This window comes from Caballeronia sp. 11_S32 (genome assembly GCF_056930355.1).
Window position 1 is genome coordinate 586,012 of sequence record NZ_JBXOWH010000005.1, and the last position, 22,050, is coordinate 608,061.

18 protein-coding genes are annotated in these 22,050 nt (G+C 67.1%); 13 read left to right on the forward strand and 5 right to left on the reverse strand.

Annotated elements, in window-relative coordinates; all coding sequences use genetic code 11:
- Window positions 1-19 precede the first annotated feature (19 nt).
- From AC1Z32_RS37280 to AC1Z32_RS37300, 5 genes are all read right to left on the reverse strand, one after another.
- The gene (locus AC1Z32_RS37280; RefSeq protein WP_483483874.1) at window positions 20-1,117 is read right to left on the reverse strand and encodes an ABC transporter substrate-binding protein; all 1,098 of its coding nucleotides are present in this window, start codon (window positions 1,115-1,117) and stop codon (window positions 20-22) included.
- Window positions 1,118-1,278: 161 nt separating this feature from the next.
- Complete coding sequence (locus AC1Z32_RS37285; protein ID WP_483483875.1) at window positions 1,279-2,754, reverse strand: aldehyde dehydrogenase family protein; 1,476 nt, start codon at window positions 2,752-2,754, stop codon at window positions 1,279-1,281.
- Window positions 2,751-4,448 carry a 5-guanidino-2-oxopentanoate decarboxylase gene (locus tag AC1Z32_RS37290; protein ID WP_483483876.1) on the reverse strand — a complete coding sequence of 566 codons (1,698 nt, stop codon included), beginning with the start codon at window positions 4,446-4,448 and terminating at the stop codon, window positions 2,751-2,753. Before AC1Z32_RS37290 ends, AC1Z32_RS37285 begins: the two co-directional genes overlap by 4 nt.
- 530 nt (window positions 4,449-4,978) lie before the next feature.
- Window positions 4,979-5,812: an anti-sigma factor family protein gene (locus AC1Z32_RS37295; protein WP_483483877.1), complete on the reverse strand. Its 834-nt coding sequence runs from the start codon at window positions 5,810-5,812 to the stop codon at window positions 4,979-4,981.
- A complete protein-coding gene (locus AC1Z32_RS37300) occupies window positions 5,809-6,342 on the reverse strand; it encodes an RNA polymerase sigma factor (RefSeq protein WP_483483878.1) in 534 nt (177 codons plus the stop codon). The genes AC1Z32_RS37295 and AC1Z32_RS37300 overlap by 4 nt, the downstream gene beginning before the upstream one ends.
- A gap of 168 nt (window positions 6,343-6,510) precedes the next feature.
- Here AC1Z32_RS37300 and AC1Z32_RS37305 point away from each other — a divergent pair, with 168 nt between their 5' ends.
- The 13 genes from AC1Z32_RS37305 (at window position 6,511) to tssK (ending at window position 22,028) form a co-directional block, all read left to right on the forward strand.
- Window positions 6,511-6,747, forward strand: a complete 237-nt coding sequence (locus AC1Z32_RS37305) for a hypothetical protein (protein WP_483483879.1) — start codon at window positions 6,511-6,513, stop codon at window positions 6,745-6,747.
- Between the two features lie 177 nt (window positions 6,748-6,924).
- Entirely contained in the window at window positions 6,925-7,485 is a 561-nt protein-coding gene (locus AC1Z32_RS37310) for an Hcp family type VI secretion system effector (RefSeq protein WP_483483880.1), read from the forward strand.
- 39 nt (window positions 7,486-7,524) lie between these two features.
- Window positions 7,525-8,580, forward strand: coding sequence for a type VI secretion system protein TssA (gene tssA, locus AC1Z32_RS37315; protein WP_483483881.1), 1,056 nt, complete (start codon window positions 7,525-7,527; stop codon window positions 8,578-8,580).
- A 33-nt stretch (window positions 8,581-8,613) separates the two neighbouring features.
- The gene (gene tssB, locus AC1Z32_RS37320; RefSeq protein WP_483483882.1) at window positions 8,614-9,141 is read left to right on the forward strand and encodes a type VI secretion system contractile sheath small subunit; all 528 of its coding nucleotides are present in this window, start codon (window positions 8,614-8,616) and stop codon (window positions 9,139-9,141) included.
- A 46-nt stretch (window positions 9,142-9,187) separates the two neighbouring features.
- A complete protein-coding gene (tssC, locus tag AC1Z32_RS37325) occupies window positions 9,188-10,648 on the forward strand; it encodes a type VI secretion system contractile sheath large subunit (RefSeq protein WP_483484148.1) in 1,461 nt (486 codons plus the stop codon).
- 41 nt (window positions 10,649-10,689) lie between these two features.
- On the forward strand, window positions 10,690-11,241 hold the full coding sequence (gene tssE, locus AC1Z32_RS37330; protein ID WP_483483883.1) for a type VI secretion system baseplate subunit TssE: 552 nt from the start codon (window positions 10,690-10,692) through the stop codon (window positions 11,239-11,241).
- Entirely contained in the window at window positions 11,238-13,133 is a 1,896-nt protein-coding gene (gene tssF, locus AC1Z32_RS37335) for a type VI secretion system baseplate subunit TssF (protein ID WP_483483884.1), read from the forward strand. The genes tssE and tssF overlap by 4 nt, the downstream gene beginning before the upstream one ends.
- Window positions 13,118-14,164 (forward strand): type VI secretion system baseplate subunit TssG, encoded by a 1,047-nt coding sequence (gene tssG, locus AC1Z32_RS37340; RefSeq protein WP_483483885.1) that lies wholly within the window; start codon window positions 13,118-13,120, stop codon window positions 14,162-14,164. Before tssF ends, tssG begins: the two co-directional genes overlap by 16 nt.
- Window positions 14,157-16,787 (forward strand): type VI secretion system ATPase TssH, encoded by a 2,631-nt coding sequence (gene tssH / locus AC1Z32_RS37345; RefSeq protein WP_483483886.1) that lies wholly within the window; start codon window positions 14,157-14,159, stop codon window positions 16,785-16,787. Before tssG ends, tssH begins: the two co-directional genes overlap by 8 nt.
- A gap of 10 nt (window positions 16,788-16,797) precedes the next feature.
- Complete coding sequence (locus AC1Z32_RS37350; protein WP_483483887.1) at window positions 16,798-17,187, forward strand: DUF4280 domain-containing protein; 390 nt, start codon at window positions 16,798-16,800, stop codon at window positions 17,185-17,187.
- A gap of 14 nt (window positions 17,188-17,201) precedes the next feature.
- Window positions 17,202-19,208: a type VI secretion system Vgr family protein gene (locus AC1Z32_RS37355; RefSeq protein ID WP_483483888.1), complete on the forward strand. Its 2,007-nt coding sequence runs from the start codon at window positions 17,202-17,204 to the stop codon at window positions 19,206-19,208.
- A gap of 20 nt (window positions 19,209-19,228) precedes the next feature.
- On the forward strand, window positions 19,229-20,680 hold the full coding sequence (gene tagH, locus AC1Z32_RS37360; protein WP_483483889.1) for a type VI secretion system-associated FHA domain protein TagH: 1,452 nt from the start codon (window positions 19,229-19,231) through the stop codon (window positions 20,678-20,680).
- 10 nt (window positions 20,681-20,690) lie between these two features.
- A complete protein-coding gene (tssK, locus tag AC1Z32_RS37365) occupies window positions 20,691-22,028 on the forward strand; it encodes a type VI secretion system baseplate subunit TssK (RefSeq protein WP_483483890.1) in 1,338 nt (445 codons plus the stop codon).
- The last annotated feature ends 22 nt before the right edge of the window (window positions 22,029-22,050 follow it).

Consider the following 22,050-nt stretch of genomic DNA (forward strand, 5'->3'; position numbering starts at 1 on the left):
GAAAGTGCGGACATGGATGTCAGGCCGAAAAGATTTCCGTATAGCGCTTGATCCAGGCCGGCTGCACCGCGGCCAGCGCCTTGTCGTCGTGCAGTACGGCGTTCTCCGCGATCTGCTGGGAAGAGGGCACGAAGGCGCGGCTTTCGGCAGGGATCACCGCCTTCGAGTTCACCGGACCGTTCAGCACGTCGGCGGCCATGCGGCCCTGCACGCCGGCGTCGAGCGAATGGTTGATGAACGCGTGGATCAGGTCGATGTCGCCCGGATGCGCCTTCGGGATCACCGTGAACATCAACTGGGTCGCGAAGCCTTCCTTCATTCCATACGTGACGGCCATCTTGTACTCGGGCTTGCGCAACTGATTGGGAAAGAAGGCCGGTGAGTAGATGCCGCCGATATCCAGCGAGCCGGTGCGAAACAGGTCCGCGACCTGGTTCGGATTCTCTCCGAGCGTGAGCACCCGGTCCTTCAGTTGCGCGAGCTTCTTGAAGCCCGGCTCGATGTTCTGCTGCGAGCCGCCCGCCATCTTGGCGGCGATGATCGCGAGATCGACTGCTTCGGCCCATTCAGGCGGCGGCAGGAAAATCCGGCCCGCATATTTGGGATCCCAAAGCGCCTCGTAGGTCGACGGCGGCGTCTTGACCGACGACGTGCTGTAGACGAGACCGTCCGACCACAGCAGATAGCCGATTCCGAAGCCATTGGCGCCGGTCCGGTACTGCGCGGCGACATCCTTCAGGTTGGGCAGCCGGTTGAGGTCGGGTTTCATCAGAAGGCCCGCATCCGCGAGGCCCGAGGCGCCCACTCCCGCGAGCGTGATCACGTCGTAGGTCGGCCGGTCTCCCGCCGCTTTCACTTTGGCGACCATGCCGGAGGTGCCGTCGGCGCGATCGGCGATGACCTGTGCACCCGTCTTCTGGCTGAAGGTCGCGGCAATGTTGCGCAATGCCGCCGCGCCGGTGTCGTCTGACCACGTGAGCAGACGCAGCGTCTTGCCGGCAAAGCTTTTCTCCTGGGCCCTCGCCGTGCTGATGAAGGGCATCGGCAGGCTCGATGCAGCCAGCGCCATGCCGATGGTCTTGATGGCCTGCCTTCTGCCTCGTTTGATGTCTTGCATGGCTCACTCCTCGCTGAATGGTGAAGCAGTCGGTCAATGCAGTGGGTCGATCAACAACGGCGTCCGTGAGAACACTCTAGGGATGCAAAATTTTGGCAACAATCGAATTCTCGGCATGGTTGCCATGAGCCGAACGCATGGCTCAGGCTTCGAGCAGCCTTTCAAACGCGACCGGCCGGACTCAATATCTGTTTAACTTCCTGGAAAGCGGCGAGCCCGAACGGCCCCAGCTCGCGGCCGATGCTGCTCTTCTTGTAGCCGCCCCAGGAAGTCTGCGGAAAGATCAGTTGCGGTGCGTTGATCCAGACGACGCCCGCCTGAAGCGCGCCGGCCACTCGCTGGCCGCGTGCCGCGTCGCGCGTGACGACGGTTGCGACCAGACCGAACTCGGTGTCATTGGCCGAGGCGATCGCATCGTCTTCCATATCGAAGCTGCGCACGCACAATACGGGGCCGAAGATCTCCTCGCGCCACACGGCGCTGCTGGTGGGCACGTCGACGAATAATGTCGGCTGTACGAAATATCCGGGTCCTTCCGGCGCTTCGCCCTGAACGACGAGACTCGCGCCGTCAGCCTTGCCCCGCGCGATGAAGCGTTGCACGCGTTCATACTGCGCGCGGTTCGTAAGCGGCCCCATCTGCACACCGGATGCAAACGGATCGCCGACGGCGGTTCGCGCCACCCGGTCCGCGAGGCGCGCGATCAGCGCCTGCGCAAGCGGCCGCTCGACGAGCACGCGCGAAGTGGCCGAGCACATCTGTCCGGCATTGAAGAACGCGCCGCCCATGACGAGATCGACAGCGAGATCGAGGTCGGCGTCCGCGAAAACGATGATCGACGACTTGCCGCCCAATTCGAGGCTCACGCCCTTGATGGATGGCGCGGCCGCCTTCATGACCTGCTCGCCGACCGCCGTGCTCCCGGTGAACGAGACCTTCGATACGAGCGGATGTGTGGTGAGCGCCGCACCGACCTCCGTGCCGGTGCCCGTTACGACGTTGAACACGCCCGGCGGCAGACCCGCTCGTTCGACGATCGCGGCCAGCTTCAGCTCGGGCAGCGGGGTGAACTCGGAAGGCTTCAGCACGACGGTGCATCCCGCGGCGAGCGCGGGAGCGAGCTTCCATGCCGTCGTCACCATCGGGAAGTTCCACGGCACGATCAACCCCACCACGCCCGCCGGTTCACGGCGGATGACCGCGCGATGATCGCTGCTTGGAATGGCGACCTCTTCGTCGGCTGCATCGAGCGTTTCAGCGAGGTCCGCGTAATAGTCGAAGGTGGCGACTACATCGCCAACGTCGATACGGGATTCGGCGATCGGCTTGCCGTTGTTGAACGACTGAAGCGTGGCAAGGTGCTCGCATTGCGCCTCCACGCCTCGGGCAATCGCACGCAGAAAGGCCGCGCGCTGTGCGCCCGAGCTCCGCTTCCAGCCGCGAAATGCGCGCGATGCCGCACGCACTGCGCGATCGACATCGGCGGGTCCGCCGGCCTCCACTTCGACAATCGTTTCTTCAGTCGATGGGTTGACGACGGGCAGCCGCTGCCTCGTCTCGGGCACGCACCAGGCGCCATCGATGAAGAGCCGCGTACGCAGCGGGAACTCGAAAAGAGGGCGTGCCTGAGCGCTCATGATTGCACCCGTGCAAACCAGTCGGCTTCGCGAACCTCGATCACGGTGGGGATTTCGCGCGATACCGCTCGCCGCAATTCGACGTCGAGCGCCTGCGGATTGTCGACCCTTGCGGCCTCGCATCCGAATCCCTTTGCCAGCGCGGCAAAGTCAGGCGTGTAGATATCGACGCCAACGGGCGAGATATCGCGTCGAGCCATATATTTCCGAATCTCGCCGTAGCCGAAGTTGTTCCACAGCAGCACGATCACGGCTACGCGCGCTTCCACCGCGCTCGCCAGCTCGGGCAGCGTGAACTGGAGACCGCCGTCGCCGATCAGGCACACGACCGGGCGCTCACTCGCGGCGAGCTTCGCTCCGATCGCGGCGGGCAGCCCATATCCGAGCGTGCCGTAGCCGGTCGACGAGTTGAACCAGGAACGCGGCGTCGGCGCATCGTGGAGGAAGTTGCCTGCGTAGACCGGGCTGGTCGAATCGCCCGCGATCACGACGTCGGGCAAGGCGCCGACGATCGTGTCGATCAGGCGCTTCTGCGATCGCATCGGGGCGTCGCAACTGGCCATGATGGCGTCGCGCACCGCCGCCACGCGCGCGGCGCCCCAACCCGGTGAAGCGGGACGGACAGGCCGCTCATGCAGTCTCGTCGACAGGGCGCTCAACGCGTCGCGCGAGTCGCCAACGATAGCCACATCCGGATGGACGTTTCGCATCAGCTGCTGCGCGTCGATATCGATGCGGATGAGCTGCCCGGCAATCGAGAACCCGCCATCGAAGAGGACGTCATAGTCGGTCTCGCCCAGTTCGGTTCCGACCGCGAGCACGACGTCGGCTTCACGAACCATCGCGCGGGTTTGCGGCAGGGACTGTGTCGAGCCGATGAGAAGCGGCGCTCCGCACGGCAAAAGACCCTTCGCGTTGGTCGTGAGTGCGACGGGGGCCTGCAGCCGTTCGGCGAGTTCGCGCAATTCGGCCGCGGCGTGTGCCGCGCCACCGCCGGCGAGAATCAGCGGGCGGCGCGCTTCGGCGAGCAGTTCCACGGCCGAGGCGAGCGCAGCGGGATGTGCGGCGGGCCTCGCCGGGCGCGTTGGAGGAGCCGCCTTCATCGCGCTTGCCGGCGACACGATGACGTCGAGCGGGATCTCGATATGCACGGGCCGCGGCCGGCCGCTCTCGAACACGGCGAAGGCGCGCGCCAGCACCCGAGGCAATTCGGCGGCATCCAGCAGGGTGTGGGAGAACGCGGTGAGTCCGTTGAATACTTCGCGCTGCGAGGGCAATTCGTGCAGACGTCCGTCTCCGCCGCCGAGCTGGCTACGTGCATTGACGCTCGATATCACGAGCATCGGAATGGAATCGGCATAGGCTTGCGCCATCGCGGTCGCGATGTTGGTCATGCCCGGCCCGGTGATGATGAAGCACACGCCGGGTTTTCCTGTGACACGCGCGTAACCGTCGGCCATGAAGCCCGCGCCCTGTTCGTGCCGGGGCGTAACGTGCCGGATAGGCGAGTGGGCGAGACCGCGATAGAGCTCCACGGTATGCACGCCCGGAATGCCAAAGACGAACTGAACGCCGTATTCTTCGAGCAATGTAACGAGTGCTTCCCCACACGTTCGATGGTCCGAGGTTACCTGCTGGCTCGACATGCTTGCATTGGGTTCATCGAGGTGCATGATGGATTCGCGAAGGTTCATCGGTCGTCGCATTCCTGGTTGATTTGCCTGCGGATGCGTCGTGATCCGCAAGTCAAATGGTGTTGTGCGCGGGCGGCTGGGTTGCAATCATTCTCGATGCGGTCCCATGACGACAACAATCGAAAAGAACTCATGAGGCGCATGACTTTCCCGCATGAGGCACGGAAACCGCGCGCAGGGGCGGCGACAATCCAGTGACCGGCGAGCGGACTTGGCGACCGGTGCCGACTGGTCGCGAGATAAGTGCATGGAGAAATGCAGGAATGCAAATGGAAGGTTCGAGGCCGAACCTATGGGAAAGGGAGAGCGGGCCGCTACTGCTGACCCGCGCTCAGAGCGCGGAAAGCGCGTGCAGCGGCCTTTCGGCCTTCGCGGTCGTCAATTCAGAAGGCAACGGTGAGCGTCATGTGCCGCCGCCATCCGCGTGTTGCCGCAATTCACCGTCGACTCCGCTTCGAACCGAAACCGCGCCAGGAATGCGCGAGTCTCTGCGCCGCGTCGAAGGCATGAAGCGCGGCGCTCGCGTCGGCCTAGCTGTCGCGCGGCACGTCTGCATCGCCTCTGCTGTAGAGCGGCGCAGTCTTCCCGCTGGCGATGCTGTTGCCGATCGCCTGCAAGTCGAGCGAAGGGGTTTTCGCGAGCAACACATAGGCGAGCCGGTTCGCGCGCCACGTGACCGTCTTCATTTCGCCGACCTGCCCCGATCGCACCGGCGCGTCGCCCTCGTTTTCCTCGATCACGCACAGGGCGACCGGATCGCCGCGCTCCGGCAGATACACCATCTGGATGAGCGGGCGGTCGTGGTAGTTCAGGCGCTGCACGCGCTTGAACTTCAGACCCACCTGACGCAGATCGGGAACATCGACCGGCATGCCGTCTCGCTGATGGATATCGGCCAGCACTTGTTCGGTGCTGGTTTTGTCCTCGCGGAGATTGGCGACCGTGTCGCGTCCGTAGAGCACCTGATAGTCCGCGACGCTCTGCACCCACGGATCGACACCCGGCCTCAACGGATTGAAACCACCGAGATAGCCGGTGAGCACGCCCGAGCAAATCGCACCGGCGACGAAGGCCGCAGCCGCCCATTGCAGCGAAAAGCGCCGGCCGCCGCGCGGCGCGCTGCGCTCTTGCGTCGCGCTGACGCTTACGAGTTCCTCGATGCGGCGGGTGAGACTCTCCGGCACGGGCGGCACCGTCTGCCGGTCATACGCGGCACGATAAGGCAGAACCGACGCCTGCAGCGCCGCAGCCCGCGCCGCCAGTTCGTCGGAATGCGCGATTGCCGCTTCGACTTCCGCGCGCTGCTCCGGCGAAAGCTCGCCGTCCACATAGGACATCAGCAGCGAATCATCGACATTCATCATAAGGATTCTCCTTTTCTTGCCGCCTCAGGCGCCTGAACGCTGAATTTCTGCCCGATCGTCAGCCGCGCGCGCGACAGCCGGCTCATGATCGTGCCGATTGGCACGTCGAGCACCTCGGCGGCCTCGCGATAGCTCAGACCTTCGATCGCCACCAGCACCATCACGACGCGCTGCGCTTCCGGCAACGCCTCGACGGCGTCGATTACCTGGCGATGCAGCAAATCGAGCTCCGGGTTGCGCCCCGCGGGATCGGCGAACGATTCGATCTCCTCGTCCTGCCAGTCCATGCTGCCGCGGTTGCGAATGGAACGGGCGCGCAATTCGTTCATCCACGTCGAATGCACGATCGAGAAGAGCCAGCTGAGCGCCGACGTGCCCGGCTGAAGCTGATTGCGCCGCTCGAGCGCCCGCACGCACGCCCGCTGCACGAGATCCTCGGCGTCGTGCGGGTTCTGCGTCAGCCTCAGCGCGAATCGCCAGAGCCGCGGCAAGAGCGTCGGCAGGACGGTCGGCAGGTCGTCGTCGTTCATCGGGTCGGCTCCTGAAATGGGCGCGCTCATGATTGACAACACTCCAGACGCGAATCTATTCCACGAATTTTTCGAGTTTTTTTGCGGAATAAGCCAGCGAGGGCGGCTGTTTTCGGGTCACGGATCGCGCATCGAGGCGCACTTGAACCACCGAATAGGAGACAGATCATGGAGACCCTCCTCGACCGAGCCCGGCAGGCAGGCATGGCGGTCATGCTGGACGCGTGCATCGGACGCGAACGTTTTCATAGCATAGTCGGTTCGGCCGCGACACTCGAACGATTTGCGCAGCTTTGCGAAAAGCCGGCCGTGAATCGCGACACGCTCAGGAACTGGGCGGCGCTCTGCGAGCGCGGCGATGCGCGGGCCGTGGAAGCGGCGATCCGGCAGGCGCTCGGCGAATGAGCCAGCGCATGAATTCAGGCTGATGCGTGACGACTGAAAACGCATCGAAGCATTTCGAAAGATTAGGTATCCGAATAGACGCGGGTAATCAACAGAAAGCTCGCAAACCCCGCTTCGCGACCCAACGCGATGCGAATTCACCTGTGCCGAAAGGGGCGCATTTTTTTGGAGACTGACATGGCCGTAGATATGTTTCTCAAGCTGGGCGATATCAAGGGCGAATCTCAGGCGGTGGGCCACACCGATGAGATCGAGGTGCTGAGCTGGTCGTGGGGATGTTCGCAGACGGGCACGACGCACACCGGCACGGGCGGCGGCACCGGGACCGCATCGGTGCAGGACCTCTCGATCAGCAAGTACGTCGACAAGAGCTCGCCCACGATCGTGCAGTCGTGCTGTCAGGGCGTGCACATGCCGGAGGCCGTGCTCACGCTGCGCAAGGCGGGCGGCAGCGAACCGGTCGAGTATCTGAAGATCACGCTCAAGGAGGTGCTGATCAGCCGTCACTCCGTGGGTTCGGGCGGCGGCGATCAGATCGCCGAGAACGTCACGCTGAACTTCGCGCAATTCTGCGTCGAGTATCAGCCGCAGGACAACAACGGCGCGAAGAAAGGCGGCGTGGTGACCGGCAAATGGAACATCCCGAAGAACACGGCGTCATGCGACTCCGGCCCGGGCGGCAGCCCCAGCGCGAGCTCCAGCTCCAGTTCGCGTTCATCTTCATCGCCGAGGCCCTGATAGGCCGCCTTCCGTTCAATGCTCGTCGCGGACATCGTCATGAACTTCGCAGATATCGCAGCCTGGCTTACCGTCCTCGCGCCGCAGTCTCCGTGCGGTGAGGACGAGGAGTACAGCCCCGAATTCCGGGCGCTGGAGGAGGCGATCGCCGGCAAGCCCGACGCCCAGTACGGCGGCATCGTGATTGCCGCGACGCCGCCCGACTGGACGCTCGCCCGCTCGCTCTCGATGACCCTGCTCGGACGCACGCGCGATTTGCGTGTGGCGGTGCATTACACGCGTTCGAGCATGGTGCGCGAGGGCTTCGCTGGTCTCGCGTGCGGCCTCGCGCTGATCGAAGGGCTGCTCGAACAGCATTGGAGCAGGGTGCATCCGCAACTCGACGCCAGCGACGGCGACGATCCCACCGCGCGGGTCAACGCGTTGTCGGCGCTCGTCGATGGCGCGGGAATCGTGGGCGAGCTGCGCGACGTGCCGTTCGTCGCGCCGCGTGGCCAGCGCGGTTTCGCGCTGCGCGATCTCGAAGTGCTGACAGGTGAAGCGCCGCGGGACGAAGGCGATGAGATGCCGACGCTCGCGGCCATCGACGCGGCGTTCGCGCAAGCCGGCATAGACGAAGGACGGGCGATGTGCGAGGCGCTCTCGTCGGCGCGGGCCTCGCTCGCGAAGATCGAGAGCGCGCTGACCGGGCGCGTGGGGCCGGCGCGCGCGCTCGATTTCGGAGCGCTCGCACGGCCGCTCGGGCGCATCGGGGAGTTCGTGACGGCGCAAGTCGCGGTGCTCGATCCGGACACGGGGGGAAGGGGAAGCGCGATGGAGGCCAGCAGCAGTGAAGAGGGCGCGGGTTCCGGTGCGGCGGCGCATGCCGCCACCGCGGCGGGACCCGCCACGCCCCGGCGCATCGCGAGCGCGCGCGACGTGAGCGAGGCGCTCGACGCAATCTGCGCCTACTACGCCGAATGCGAGCCATCGAGCCCGTTGCCGGTGTTGCTGCAGCGCGCCCGCAGGCTGGTCGGCAAGAGCTTTATCGAAATCATCGAGGATGTCGCGCCGGACGGCGCGCATCAATTCAGGCATCTGGGCGGGGTCGTCTGACCAGACTCAGGCAAAACCAAAGGAGTGGACATCGTGGCGAAGGAAAGCAGTCAGAAATTCATCGCGCGCAATCGCGCGCCGCGTGTGCAGATCGAATACGACGTCGAAGTCTACGGCTCGGAGAAGAAGGTCAACCTGCCCTTCGTGATGGGCGTGCTCGCGGATCTGTCGGGTCAACCCGCCGAGCCGCTCGCGCCCGCCGCCGAACGGAAGTTTCTCGAAATCGACGTGGACAACTTCGACGAGCGCCTCAAGTCGATGAAACCGCGCGTCGCGGTGCAGGTGCCGAACACGCTGACGGGCGACGGCAACGTCTCGGTCGATCTGACCTTCGAGAGCATGGACGACTTCACGCCCGCCGCGATCGCCCGCAAGGTCGAGCCGCTGCGGCAACTGCTCGAGGCGCGTACGCAACTGGCGAACCTGCTGACCTACATGGACGGCAAGACCGGCGCCGAAGCGCTGATCGCCCGCCTGCTGGAAGAGCCCGCGCTCATGAAGGCGCTCGCCGCGCAACCTCGTCCGAACGGCGAAGAAGCCCAACCCACCACCGGAGCATGACACGATGAACGATCTCAGCCTCCAGCAACAGACCGGCGCGGCCGTCATGGAAGCGGCGCCCGAACTCGACGATTTCTCCGCGCTGCTGCACAAGGAGTTCAAGCCGAAGTCCGATCGCGCCCGCGACGCCGTCGAGAATGCCGTGCGCACGCTCGCCGAGCAGGCATTGCGTGATACCGGCGTGATTTCCGGCGATGTCCTTGCGACTATCGAGGCGCTGATCGCGCAGATCGACCAGGCGCTCACCGGGCAGATCAACCTGATCCTGCACAGCGAGCCGTTCCAGAAGGTCGAGAGCGCATGGCGCGGCCTGCACTATCTCGTGAACAGCACGGAGACCGACGAGTCGCTCAAGATCCGCGTGCTCAACATGTCGAAGACGGAATTGCACAAGACGCTGAAGAAGTATCGCGGCGTCGCGTGGGACCAGAGCCCGCTCTTCAAGAAGCTCTATGAGGAAGAGTACGGTCAGTTCGGCGGCGAGCCCTACGGCGCGCTCGTCGCGGATTACTACTTCGATCACAGCGGGCCCGATGTCGACCTGCTGACGCAGATCGCGAAGATCGCGGCGGCGGCGCACGCGCCGTTCATCGCGGGCGCCGACCCGGCCGCACTCCTGATGGAATCCTGGCAGGAGCTCGCCAATCCGCGCGATCTGACCAAGATATTCCAGACGCCCGAGCATGCCGCGTGGCGCTCGCTGCGTGATTCGGAGGACTCACGTTACATCGGCCTCGCCATGCCGCGTTTTCTCGCGCGCGCGCCCTACGGCGCGAAGACCGATCCGGTCGAAGGCTTCGACTTCGAGGAAGACACGGCCGGCGCGAACAGCAGCAAGTATGCGTGGGCGAACGCATCGTATGCGATGGCGGCGAATATCACGCGCTCGTTCAAGATGTCCGGCTGGTGCTCGCGCATTCGCGGCGTCGAGTCGGGCGGCGCGGTCGAGGGGCTGCCGGTGCACGCATTTCCCACGGACGATGGCGGCGTCGACATGAAGTGCCCGACCGAGATCGCCATCAGCGACCGGCGCGAGGCCGAGCTGGCGAAGAACGGCTTCATGCCGCTCGTGCACAAGAAGAACTCGGACTTCGCGGCGTTCATCGGCGCGCAGTCGCTGCACAAGCCGGCCGAGTACGAAGACCCGGACGCCACCGCCAATGCGAATCTCGCGGCGCGGCTGCCGTATCTGTTCGCGTGCTGCCGCTTCGCCCACTACCTGAAGTGCATCGTGCGCGACAAGCTCGGCTCGTTCAGGGAGCGCGACGACATGGAGCGCTGGCTGCAGAACTGGATTCTCCAGTATGTCGACGGAGATCCCGCCCACTCTTCCGACGACACCAAGGCGCGCAAGCCGCTCGCCGACGCGCAGGTCATCGTGGAGGAAGCGCCGGGCAATCCGGGCTACTACACGTCGAAGTTCTTCCTGCGCCCGCATTACCAGCTCGAAGGTCTCACGGTGTCGCTGCGGCTCGTGTCGAAGCTGCCGACGGCGAAGGCCGCCTGAGTCGCGTGACGTCCGTCCATTTCGCCCAGAAGGAGCCGCTCATGTCCGAACCTTCCGCCCGGGACCGCCTGCAGCCGTCATTGCTGGACCGCCTGACCGATCTCGAACCGCACGCACCACATGAATCCCGCGAGCGTCGCGTGATCTCGGCGCGCGCGCTGCGCGACAGCGTGCAGCGCGACATCGGCTGGCTGCTGAACGCGAGCGGTCTCGGGGAGGGCTCGGACGCGGCGAACCTGCCGCATGTCGCGACGTCCGTACTGAATTACGGCTTGCCGGATCTCGCGGGGCGCGACGTCGCCGCGCTCACGGCGGGGACGCTGGAGCGCCTGATCCGCGACGCGCTGTGGGCCTTCGAGCCGCGCCTTGCGCGCGAATCGGTGCGTGTGGCGGCGATCGACGAAGCAAAAGGCGCAAGGGGCACGGTGCGTGGCCATGTGATCCGCTTCGAGATCGAGGCCGACATGTGGTCGCAGCCGTATCCCGAACGGCTTTTTCTGCGCACGGAGCTGGATCTCGAAGCGGGCGAGGTGCGCGTCGCCGACGCATCGGCCGCGCGCGCCGGATCATTGGCCGGGGAGCAGCAGGCATGAACCCCGCGTTCCTCAAGTACTACAGTCAGGAGCTGCAGCACGTGCGGGAGCTGGGCGGCGAATTCGCCGCCGCGTTTCCGAAGATCGCCGGGCGGCTCGCGCTGGACGGCGTCGAGTGTGCGGACCCTTATGTCGAGCGCTTGCTGGAAGGCTTCAGCTTTCTCGCCGCGCGCGTGCAGATGAAGCTCGATGCCGAATTCCCGCGCTTCACGCAGCATCTGCTGGAACTCGCGTATCCGCACTATCTGGCGCCCACACCTTCGATGGCGGTCGTCCAGCTTCAGTCGGATCACGCGAACCCGCAGCTCGCCGCGAGCGCCGACGGCATCGTCGTCCCGCGCCACACGGCGCTGCGCGGCATGCTCGACAAGTCCGCGTCGACGCGCTGCGAATACCGCACCGCGCATGCGCTGACGCTGTGGCCGGTCGCGATCGCGCAGGCGAAGTTTTTCACGCATGCGGGCTCGCTCAACGCGTCGTCGCCGCTGCTGCCCGCGGGCGTCAAGGCGGGATTGCGCCTGCGGCTGCGCGCGACCGGCTCGCTCGGCTTCGACCGCCTCTCGCTCGATCGTCTCGCGCTCTATCTGCGCGGCCCGGACGGCCTGCCCGCGCGCCTGCACGAGCGTCTGCTCGCGCATTGCGTCGGCGTCGCGGTGATGCAGCCGGGCAACGGCGCGAGCGCGGCGGCCACGCTCGCCGTGCTGCCGAAGACCGCGCTGCGGCCGCTCGGCTTCGCCGAGGACGAGGCGCTACTGCCGGTCGGCCAGCAATCGTTCGATGGCTACCGGCTGCTGCAGGAGTACTTTGCCTTCGCGCCGCGCTTCATGTTCGTCGAAGTGAACGGATTGCGCAGCGCGCTGCGTCATTGCCGCGGCCAGGAAGCCGAGATCGTGATCCTGCTCGATCAGGCCGACGCGTCGCTCGAGCGCGGTGTCGATGCGTCGAATTTCGCGCTCGACTGCACGCCCGCCATCAACCTGTTTCGCCGCCGCACCGACCGCGTCGCGCTGTCGGACACGGAATTCGAGTATCACGTCGTTATCGACCGCACGCGGCCGATGGACTACGAGATCCATCAGATCGACGAAGTCACCGGCTATGGCGCGGGCGCGGACGCGGAGAAGCAATATCGCCCGTTTCACTGCGCGAAGGACCTCGACATGCCGGGCGAGGGCGGCGCGTTCTATCAACTGCGCCGGGAGGCGCGACGCGCGTCGGTGCGGCAGCAGCAGAACGGCGCGCGCAGCAGCTACCTCGGCAGCGAAGCCTTCATCGCGCTGGTGGATGCGCAGAGCGCGCCGCTCGGCGGCGAAGTGCGTCAGCTCGGCATCAGCGCGTGGTGCACGAATCGCGATTTGCCGCTGTCCATGCCCATCGGCGCGGGTTCGACCGACTTCACGCTCGATGCCGAAGCGCCCGTCACCGCGGTGCGCTGCGTCGCGGGCCCGAGCCGGCCGCTGCCTTCGTTTGCCGAAGGGCCGGCGGCATGGCGGCTGCTCGATCATCTTTCGCTGAACTACGCGTCGCTCGTCGATACGAACGCGCAGGAAGGCGCCCGCGCGCTGCGCGAGCTGCTCGCGCTGTACTGTCCCGCCGACGACGCCGCCGCGCACCGGCAGGTGGAAGGGCTGCGCTCGGTGTCGTGCGAGCCGGTCGTGCGCCGCCTGCCAACGCCCGGGCCGATCGTCTACGGGCGCGGCCTCGCTATCACGCTGCGCTTCGACGACGCCGCGTTCGAGGGCGCGAGCGCGTTTCTGCTCGGCGCGGTGCTCGCGCAGTTTTTTGCGCAGTACGTGTCGATCAATTCTTTCACCGAGACCCATGTCGCGTCGCTCGCGCGTGGTCCGCTCATGCACTGGCCAGCGAGGACCGGACGATGCGCGACGCTCTGACCATCGACGGCGTGCTCGCGCGCGACGCCCGCCGCTTCGACTTCTTCCAGGCGCTGCGGCTGATCGAGCGCGCGCATGGCGAGCGTCCGCGCCTCGGCCGGTCGTTTTCCGCGCGCGACGACGCGGTGCGCCTCTCGCAAGACCCGGAGCTGATCTTCCATCCGACTGCGCTCGGCGACTACATTCCGGGCGAGGGCGGACAGCCTGGCCGGCTCGCGGTGAATTTTCTCGGCCTGCTCGGGCCGAACGGCCCGCTGCCGACGCATCTGACCGCCTATGTGCGCGAGCGCGCCCGCAACGCCAACGATCCGACGCTCGCGCGCTTTCTCGACGTGTTCCATCACCGGATGCTGTCGCTCTTCTATCGCGCATGGGCCGATGCGCAGCCGGTCGTGAGCGCCGACCGGCCGTGCGACGATCGCTTCGCGGATTACGTCGGCAGCCTGTTCGGCCTGGGCGCGCCGGCGCTCGCCGGTCGCGACGCCGTGCCCGATTCCGCCAAGCGCCACTTCGCGGGCGTGCTCGCCGCGCCCACGCGCCATGCCGACGGGCTGCGGCTGATCCTCGCGCGCTTCTTCGGCGTGAACGTGTCGATCGAGCAATGGCGCGGCCACTGGATCGCGCTGCCCGAAGACGCCTGTACGCGGCTGGGCGGTGCGCGGCTCGGCGTATCGACGGTCGTCGGCACGCGGGTGTGGGACTGCCAGCATAAGTTCCGCATCGTGATCGGGCCGCTTCGCTACGCCGATTTCGTGCGCTTCCTGCCGGGCGGCAAGAGCCTCACGAAGCTCGCCGACTGGGTCCGCAACTACGTGCGCGATCCGCTCGACTGGGACGTCGCGCTGCATCTGAAGCGTGATGAAGTGCCGCCGCTGCGTCTGCAGGGAACCGCTACGAACGGGACCGCGAACGGCGCGCGCCTCGGCTGGAACACCTGGCTCACGAGCGGTGCGCCGGTCCATGACAACCATCGGGTCGTGATCGCCGGGCAGGCGGGAGCGAGCCATCGCAAGGAGACTCCTCATGACTGAAATCAGCCGCATGGCGTTGTTCGGCAAGCTCGATCCGCTTGCCTATCGCGCGATCGAAAACGGCGCCGCATTCTGCAAGCTGCGCGGCAATCCGTATGTCGAGCTGGCGCACTGGATGCACCAGATCCTGCTCGCGGCCGATTCGGACCTGCACCGCCTCATGCGTCATTTCGAGCTGGACGAGGCCGCGCTCGAACGCGATCTGACCGCCGCGCTCGATCGTCTGCCGCGCGGCGCGACGGCCGTCTCCGATATCTCCGCGCAAGTCGACGAAACCGTCGAGCGCGGTTGGGTCGCGGGCTCGCTGATGTTCAACGCCGTGAAGGTGCGCACGGGGCATCTCGTGATCGGCATGTTGCGCACGCCGAACCTGCGCAATGCGCTGTACGCGCTCTCGCGCCAGTTCGAGAAGATCAGTTTCGATGCGCTCTCCGCGCGCTTCGACGTGCTGCTCGATGGCTCGCCCGAAGCGCAGGCCGTGATCGCCGCCGAGTCGACCGCGTTCGCCGATCCAGCCGCGCCGCTCGCAGCGGATGACGCGCTCGCCCGCTACACCGTCGATCTCACCGCCGAGGCGCGCGAAGGCAAGCTCGATCCCATCGTCGGGCGCGACATGGAGATTCGCCAGGTCATCGACATTCTGATGCGCCGCCGCCAGAACAATCCGATCCTCACGGGCGAGGCGGGCGTCGGCAAGACGGCGGTGGTGGAAGGCTTCGCGCAGCGCGTCGTCGCGGGCGAGGTGCCGCCCGCGTTGCGCGACGCCGTCGTGCGCACGCTCGATGTCGGGCTGCTGCAGGCGGGCGCGAGCGTGAAGGGCGAGTTCGAAAACCGGCTGAAGCAGGTGATCGAAGCGGTGCAGGCGTCGCAAAAGCCGGTGATTCTTTTCATCGACGAGGCGCATACGCTCGTCGGCGCGGGCGGCGCGGCCGGCACGGGAGACGCCGCCAACCTGCTCAAGCCCGCGCTCGCGCGCGGCACGCTGCGCACCATCGCCGCGACGACGTGGGTCGAGTACAAGAAGCACATCGAGAAAGATCCGGCGCTCACGCGGCGCTTTCAGGTCGTCAAGGTGCCGGAGCCTTCCGAAGCGAACGCGATCGCGATGATGCGCGGCCTCGTGCGCAAGATGGAGCGGCATCACGGCGTGCAGGTGCTCGACGAGGCGCTGGAGGCAGCCGTGAAGCTCTCGCATCGCTTCATTCCGGCGCGCCAGTTGCCCGACAAGGCCGTGAGCCTGCTCGACACCGCCTGCGCGCGCGTGGCGGTGAGCCAGCAGGCGCTGCCGCCCGCCATCGACGATGCAAAGCGGCGCATCGAGACGTGGCAGACCGAAAGCGGGATCGTGGCGCGTGAAGCGGCGCTCGGCATCGACACGCAGGCACGCGCCGCCGATGTCGCCGCCCGGCTCGACGCCGAACGCGCGCGCCTCGCCGATCTCACCGCGCGCTGGGAAGCGGAGCGCGCGCTCGTCGCACGGATTCTCGCGGCGCGGCGGGTGATCGAAGAGGGCGGCGCAACCGTGACGCTGCAAGAGTTGAAAACGCTCACCGATGAACTCGCGCAGCGTCAGGGCGAAGCACCGCTTATCCTGCCGGGCGTGGATGCGCATGCGGTCGCGTCGGTGGTGCAGGACTGGACCGGCATTCCCGTTGGCCGCATGGTGCGCGACGAAGCCGCAAGCGTGCTCGATCTGGCGGCGACGCTGAGCCGCCGCATCGTCGGGCAGGATCACGCGATGCAGATGATCGCGCGCCGCGTGCAGACCGCGCGCGCCGGCCTCGACGATCCTTGCAAGCCGGTCGGCGTGTTCATGCTGGCGGGCACCTCGGGCGTCGGCAAGACCGAAACCGCGCTCGCGCTCGCCGAGGCGCTTTATGGCGGCGAGGACAACGTCATCACCGTGAACATGAGCGAGTACCAGGAGGCGCATACGGTATCGCTGCTCAAGGGCGCGCCGCCGGGATATGTGGGCTATGGCGAAGGCGGCGTGCTCACCGAGGCGGTGCGGCGTCGTCCATACAGCGTGGTGCTGCTCGACGAGTTCGAGAAGGCGCATCCGGACGTGCACAAGCTCTTCTTCCAGGTCTTCGACAAGGGCCGCATGGAAGACGGCGAAGGCCGCGAGATCGACTTTTCCAACACGCTGATCCTGCTCACGACCAACGTCGGCACCGAGCTCATCACGCGTCTGTGCGGCGGGGGGCGCGCGCTGTCGTCGCCTTCGCAGTCGCCTTCGCCGGAAGAAATCGCGCAAGCGCTGCGCGAGCCATTGCTCGAAGCGTTTCCGCCCGCGCTGCTCGGGCGCGTCGCGGTGATCCCGTACTACCCGCTCGACGACACCATGCTCGATGCCGTGATCCGCCTGCAACTCGCGCGTATCGGGCGGCGCGTCGTGGAGCGGCATCGCGTGAGCTTCGCCTTCGACGATGCGGTGGTCGGCCAGATCGCGCGGCGCTGCACGGAGCTCGCGAGCGGCGGCCGGATGATCGACGCGATCCTCACCAACACCTTGCTGCCGCGCGTGAGCGCGGAATTCCTCGGCCGTCTCGTCGATGGCCGCAGCATCGGGAAGGTCGAAGTCGGCGTGCGCGACGGCGAGTTCACCTATTCGTTCGACTAAGGAGCCGGCCATGCCACAACAGGTCTGCATGGGCGCGACATTGCAATGCTCGTTCGGCATGACGCCGTCGGCGCTCGTCGTGCTGCCCGTCAACCGGGTGCGCTGCGAAGGGTCGATCGCCGCGAACATCATGGATCACATTCCGCTCGTGAACATCTTGCCGTTCGGCATGTGCACGTCACAGGCGAACCCAGAGGTCGCGGCGGCCACCGCCGCCGCGCTCGGCACGCCAACGCCGATGCCCTGCGTGCCCGCGACCGTTGAGCCGTGGGCGCCCGGCGCGGTCACGGTGCTGCTCGGCAAGCAGCCGTCGCTCGACAACGTGTCCACCTGCCTCTGCACCTGGGGCGGCGTGGTGGCGATCGTCGATCCGGCGACGCGCCAAACGCAGATTCCCTGACGACGAGGCCCGCGATGATGCTCACCGATACCAATCGCATCGCGCAGGTGACCTGCGCGCTCGGCAAGAAGGCGCTCGTGCTGTATCGCATGCGCGGACGCGAGGCGCTCGGGCGGCTCGCGCAATGGGATCTCGAACTGCTCGCCGACCGCTCGAATCTCGACATCGCGAAGATGCTCGGCAGCGACTTCTCGCTGTCGCTGGAGATTCCGGGCGGCGGCACGCGCGAATACAACGGCATCGTCACCGCGTTCGAGCTGGCGCGGCCCGCGAGCACGCAGCCCAATCTCCCGGCGATGTATCGCGCGACGGTGCGCCCGCGCCTGTGGCTGCTCACGCGCGCGTCGCACTGCCGCTTCTTTCACCGGATGACCGTGCCCGAGATCATCGGCCGGGTGCTCGCCGACTATCACATCGACTTCGAGAACACATGCTCGGCGACGTATCCGAGCCTCGAACACTGCGCGCAGTATCGCGAGACGGATTTCGATTTCGTGAGCCGGCTCGCCGAGCGCGAAGGCATTTACTACTTCTTCGCGCATCAGGGCGGCAAGCACCGGCTGATCCTCACCGATTCGTCGCAGGTGCACGGCCCGACGCCGCATTGCGCCGAGCTGCCGTTTCGCCCGCAGCCGGCCACGCCGCACGAGCACGAGTGGATCTATGCATGGTCCACGGGCGGCGAAGTGGCCACGGGCATCGTCGAGATCAACGACTACGACTTCGAGAAGCCGTCGCAGTCGGTGCAGCAAGGCCTGGTCGCGCGCGGGCTGCGCAGCACGCGTTTCGACCCGGCCGTCTACGCGATGCAGGAGCACGCGCCGGGCTATACGCAGCACGCGGACGCCGAGCGTCTCGCGCGCGCGCATGCCGAGGCGCATCAGGCGTCGAACGTGTTCGTGAGCGCGCGCACCACGGCGCGCGCCATCTGGCCCGGCGGTCTCGTACGGCTGACCGGGCATCCGCTTGAGCCGCAGAACCGCGAGCACCTGATCGTTTCGGCCGAGTATGCGATCAATTCGGATGACTACCTTTCGACACTCGACGCGCGCGACAGGCCGCCCGTGTTCGATTGCGCTTTTCGGGCGCTGCCGCGCGACGCCGGTTTTCGCGCCGCGCGCAGCACGCCGCGCGCGCGCGTGGCGGGGCCGCAGACGGCAGTGGTCGTCGGGCCGGAAGGCGAAGAGATCCATACCGACAAATACGGCCGCATCAAGGTGCAGTTCCATTGGGAACAGCTCGAACCGGAGGCGTCGCGCGAGTCGCTGCAGCGCTGCTGGGTGCGCGTTGCGCAGCCGTGGGCCGGCAAGGGCTATGGCGCGTTTTTTCTGCCGCGCATCGGGCAGGAAGTGCTGGTGCAGTTCATCGAGGGCGACCCGGACCAGCCGCTCGTGATCGGCAGCGTCTATAACGCCGCGCAGACCACGCCCTACGAACTCCCCGCGAAGATGGCGCGCACCACGCTCAAGAGCAATTCGACGAAGGGCGGCAACGGCTTCAACGAAATGCGCTTCGACGATACCAAGGGCGCCGAGCAACTGTTCTTCCATGCCGAGCGCGATCTGGAGACGTGGGTGAAGCACGACGCGCTGACGCGCATCGGCCGCGAGCGGCATGTAATCGTCGAGCAGGACGATATCGGGCGCTGCGGCGGCAATCGCAGCGACGACGTGAAGGGCAGCCAGCGCGTGCGCATCGGCGGCAAATATTCGCTCGATGTCGGCGGCGATACGCAACACAAGAGCGGGGCGAATATTTCGGTGGGGGCGGGTGTTAACGTCGATGTGAAGGGCGGGATGAACGTCACCATCGAGGCGGGCGAGATTCTCACGCTCAAGGCGGGCGGCAACACCATCGTGCTTTCGCCGTCCGGCATCGCGATCAGCGCGGCGGGGCCGGTAACGATCGACGGCGTGGTCGTGGAGATCAACTGCGGCGGCGGAGCCGGCGGTGCGGGCGCGGCGAGCGCGTCGCCCGATGAGCCCGCCGAGCCCCGCCAGGCCGACGACGGATCGAAATGAACGCGCACGGAGGAGACACCATGTATCTGACGCTCACGGTCGACACGTATCAGGGCAACGCGCCCGATGCGCCGCTCGCATGCCGCTTCGGGGCGGCGGGCGGGACCATCGGGCGCGGCCCCGACAACACGATGGTGCTGCCGGATGCGGCGAAGACCGTGTCGCGCGTGCATGCGCGGATCGGCTGGTCCGAAGACGGCTGGCGGCTCGCCGACCTCGGCGGCAATCCGAGCCGCCACAACGGACGGCCGCTCGCGAGCGGTCAGCCCGCGCGCCTGGCCGATGGCGACGTGCTGGAAATCGGCGGCTATCGGCTCGGCGTGCGGGCGATGGCGCGCGCGAGCGCCGCCGCCTTCGATGCGCCGCTCGGCGTGCACGACCGTCGCGGTTTCGATCCGCTCGATGTCGCAAGCGCGGGTGAGTGCGCTTTGCCGCAGGCGTGCGCGCACGATCCGCTCGCGCACGCGGCGGTGCTCGCGGATTCCCCGCTGCCGGGGCCGCGCTTCGATCCGCTTGCCGCGCCGCTCGGCGATTCGCGCATGGCGCGCGAAGCACCGGCGCGGCTCGACGGACATGCGGTGTTCGCAGGCTCCGGGAGCGATCACGTATCGCCCGAGCAGTTCGCCTACGTGCCGCCTGCCGGCGCGATGACGCATGCGCCCGCGGGCGGCATTCCGCACGACTACGATCCGCTGGGCGATGTCGCCCTCGCGCCTGCCGAAAGCGCCGCCCCCGTGTCGATGCCCCGGCCCGCGCAGCGCGCCACGGTGCCGGCTGCCGGGCCGCCGGGCGAAGCGTTCGGCACGCCTTCCCGGCACGCCGCCAATGCGCCGGGCATCGACGCCGCCAATGACGCCAGCGCCGAATCGGCCTTCGCGGCGCTGCTCGACGGCCTGGGCGTCGATGCTGCCACGCTCGGCACCCGCGATGCCGCCGGCATCGCGCGGCTCGCGGGCGCGATGCTGCGTACGGCGGTGCGCGGCGTGGTGGACGTGCTGTTGTCGCGCTCGGTGCTCAAGCGCGAGATCAGCCTCGACACGACGATGCTGGTCCAGCGCGACAACAACCCGCTCAAGTTCTTCCCCGACGGCGACGGCGCGCTCGCGCAGATGCTGCGCGGCGCGGCCACCGGCTACCTGCCCGCGCAGGCCGCGCTCGAAGGCGCATTCGACGATATCCGCCGCCACGAACTCGCGGTCCTCGCGGGCACGCGCGCGGCCATGCAGCATCTGCTCGGCCGCTTCGACCCGCGGGCGATCGCGCGCACCGACACGCGGCGCGGCTGGCTCGACTGGCTGCCCGCGTGCCGCAAGGCGCGCCAGTGGGACCGTCTCGTCGCGCTGCACGCCGAGCTGGACCGTGCGAGCGCCGACGACCTTCGGGCGCTGTGCGGCAGCGCCTTCAACGACGCATACGAGCGGCAGGCAAACGGCGATGCCGACGCGAGAGCGCTTGCCCCTTCAATCCGATAGCGAGGCGACGATGTCCTGGAACAACAAGGTGATCTGGTCGGAAGGCATGCTGCTGCAGCCGCAACATCTTCAGCAGCACGACCGCTACCTGCGCGCGCAGATCGACGCGCGCTGCGCCGCGCTGCGGCCTTATGCGTTCGGCTTTTCGGAACTCACGATCGACGTGGAGCAACTGAAGCTCGGCCGCATCGCGCTGACCGCGTGCGCAGGCGTGCTGCCCGACGGCAGTCCGTTCCGCCTGCCCGCCGATGACGACCTTCCTCCGCCGCTCGCCATTCCCGAGGACGCGCGCGATCTGACCGTGGTGCTCGCGCTGCCCGTCGCGCGGCATGGCGTGCCGGAAGCCGCGCATACCGTGCAAGCCGGCGATGGCTTCGCGCGTCACCGCATCGCGGAAACCGAAGTGCTCGACAGCAACGACGGCGCGCCCGGCGCGGCGCTCGTGCAGGTCGGCAAGCTTCAGTTGCGGCTCGCGTTCGAGCGCGACGTGGTCCATGCCCACACGTCGCTCGGGATTGCGCGCATCGTCGAGCGCCGCACGGACAACAGCATCGTGCTCGATGCCGCCTACGCGCCGCCGTGCCTCGACTATCGCGTGTCGCGGCGGCTCACCGGATTCGTCGACGAGCTCACGGGCCTCATGCATCAGCGCGCCGACGCGCTCGCCGCGCGCCTCGCCCGGCCCGCCGCGACCGGCGCGGCCGAGATCGCCGACTTCCTCTTGCTTCAAGTGCTCAACCGCGCGGAGCCGCTGTTCGCGGGGATCGCTACGACCACGGGCCTGCATCCGCACGATCTGCATCAGCACGCGTTGCAACTGGCGGGCGAGCTCGCGACCTTCAGCCAGCCGGCCAAGCGTCCCGCCGCGTTCCCGGCGTATCGCCACGAGCGGCTCGACGAGACCTTCACGCCGCTCGTCGATGCGCTGCGCAACGCGCTCAGCTCGGTGATGGACCCGCATGCCGTGCCGATCGCGCTGGAGGAGCGCAAGTACGGCCTGCGCGTGGCGATCGTGCCGGACCGCGAGCTGTTCGCCTCCGCGAGCTTCGTGCTCGCGGTGAAGGCCGATCTCGCGCCGGCCGCGCTGCTCAACGGCTTCCCGCAGCAGGCCAAGCTCGGGCCGGTCGAGCGCATCCGCGACCTCGTCAATCTCCAGCTGCCGGGCATCGCGTTGCGTGCGCTGCCGGTCGCGCCGCGCCAGTTGCCGTTCCATGCCGGCTTCACCTATTTCGAGCTGGAACGCGGCGGCGAGTTGTGGCGGCAGTTCGCGACTTCGGCGGGCGTCGCGCTGCACGTCGCGGGGGATTTTCCAGGCATCGAGTTCGAGTTCTGGGCGATCCGTCAATAACTCAGGAACCCTTCGACGAAGG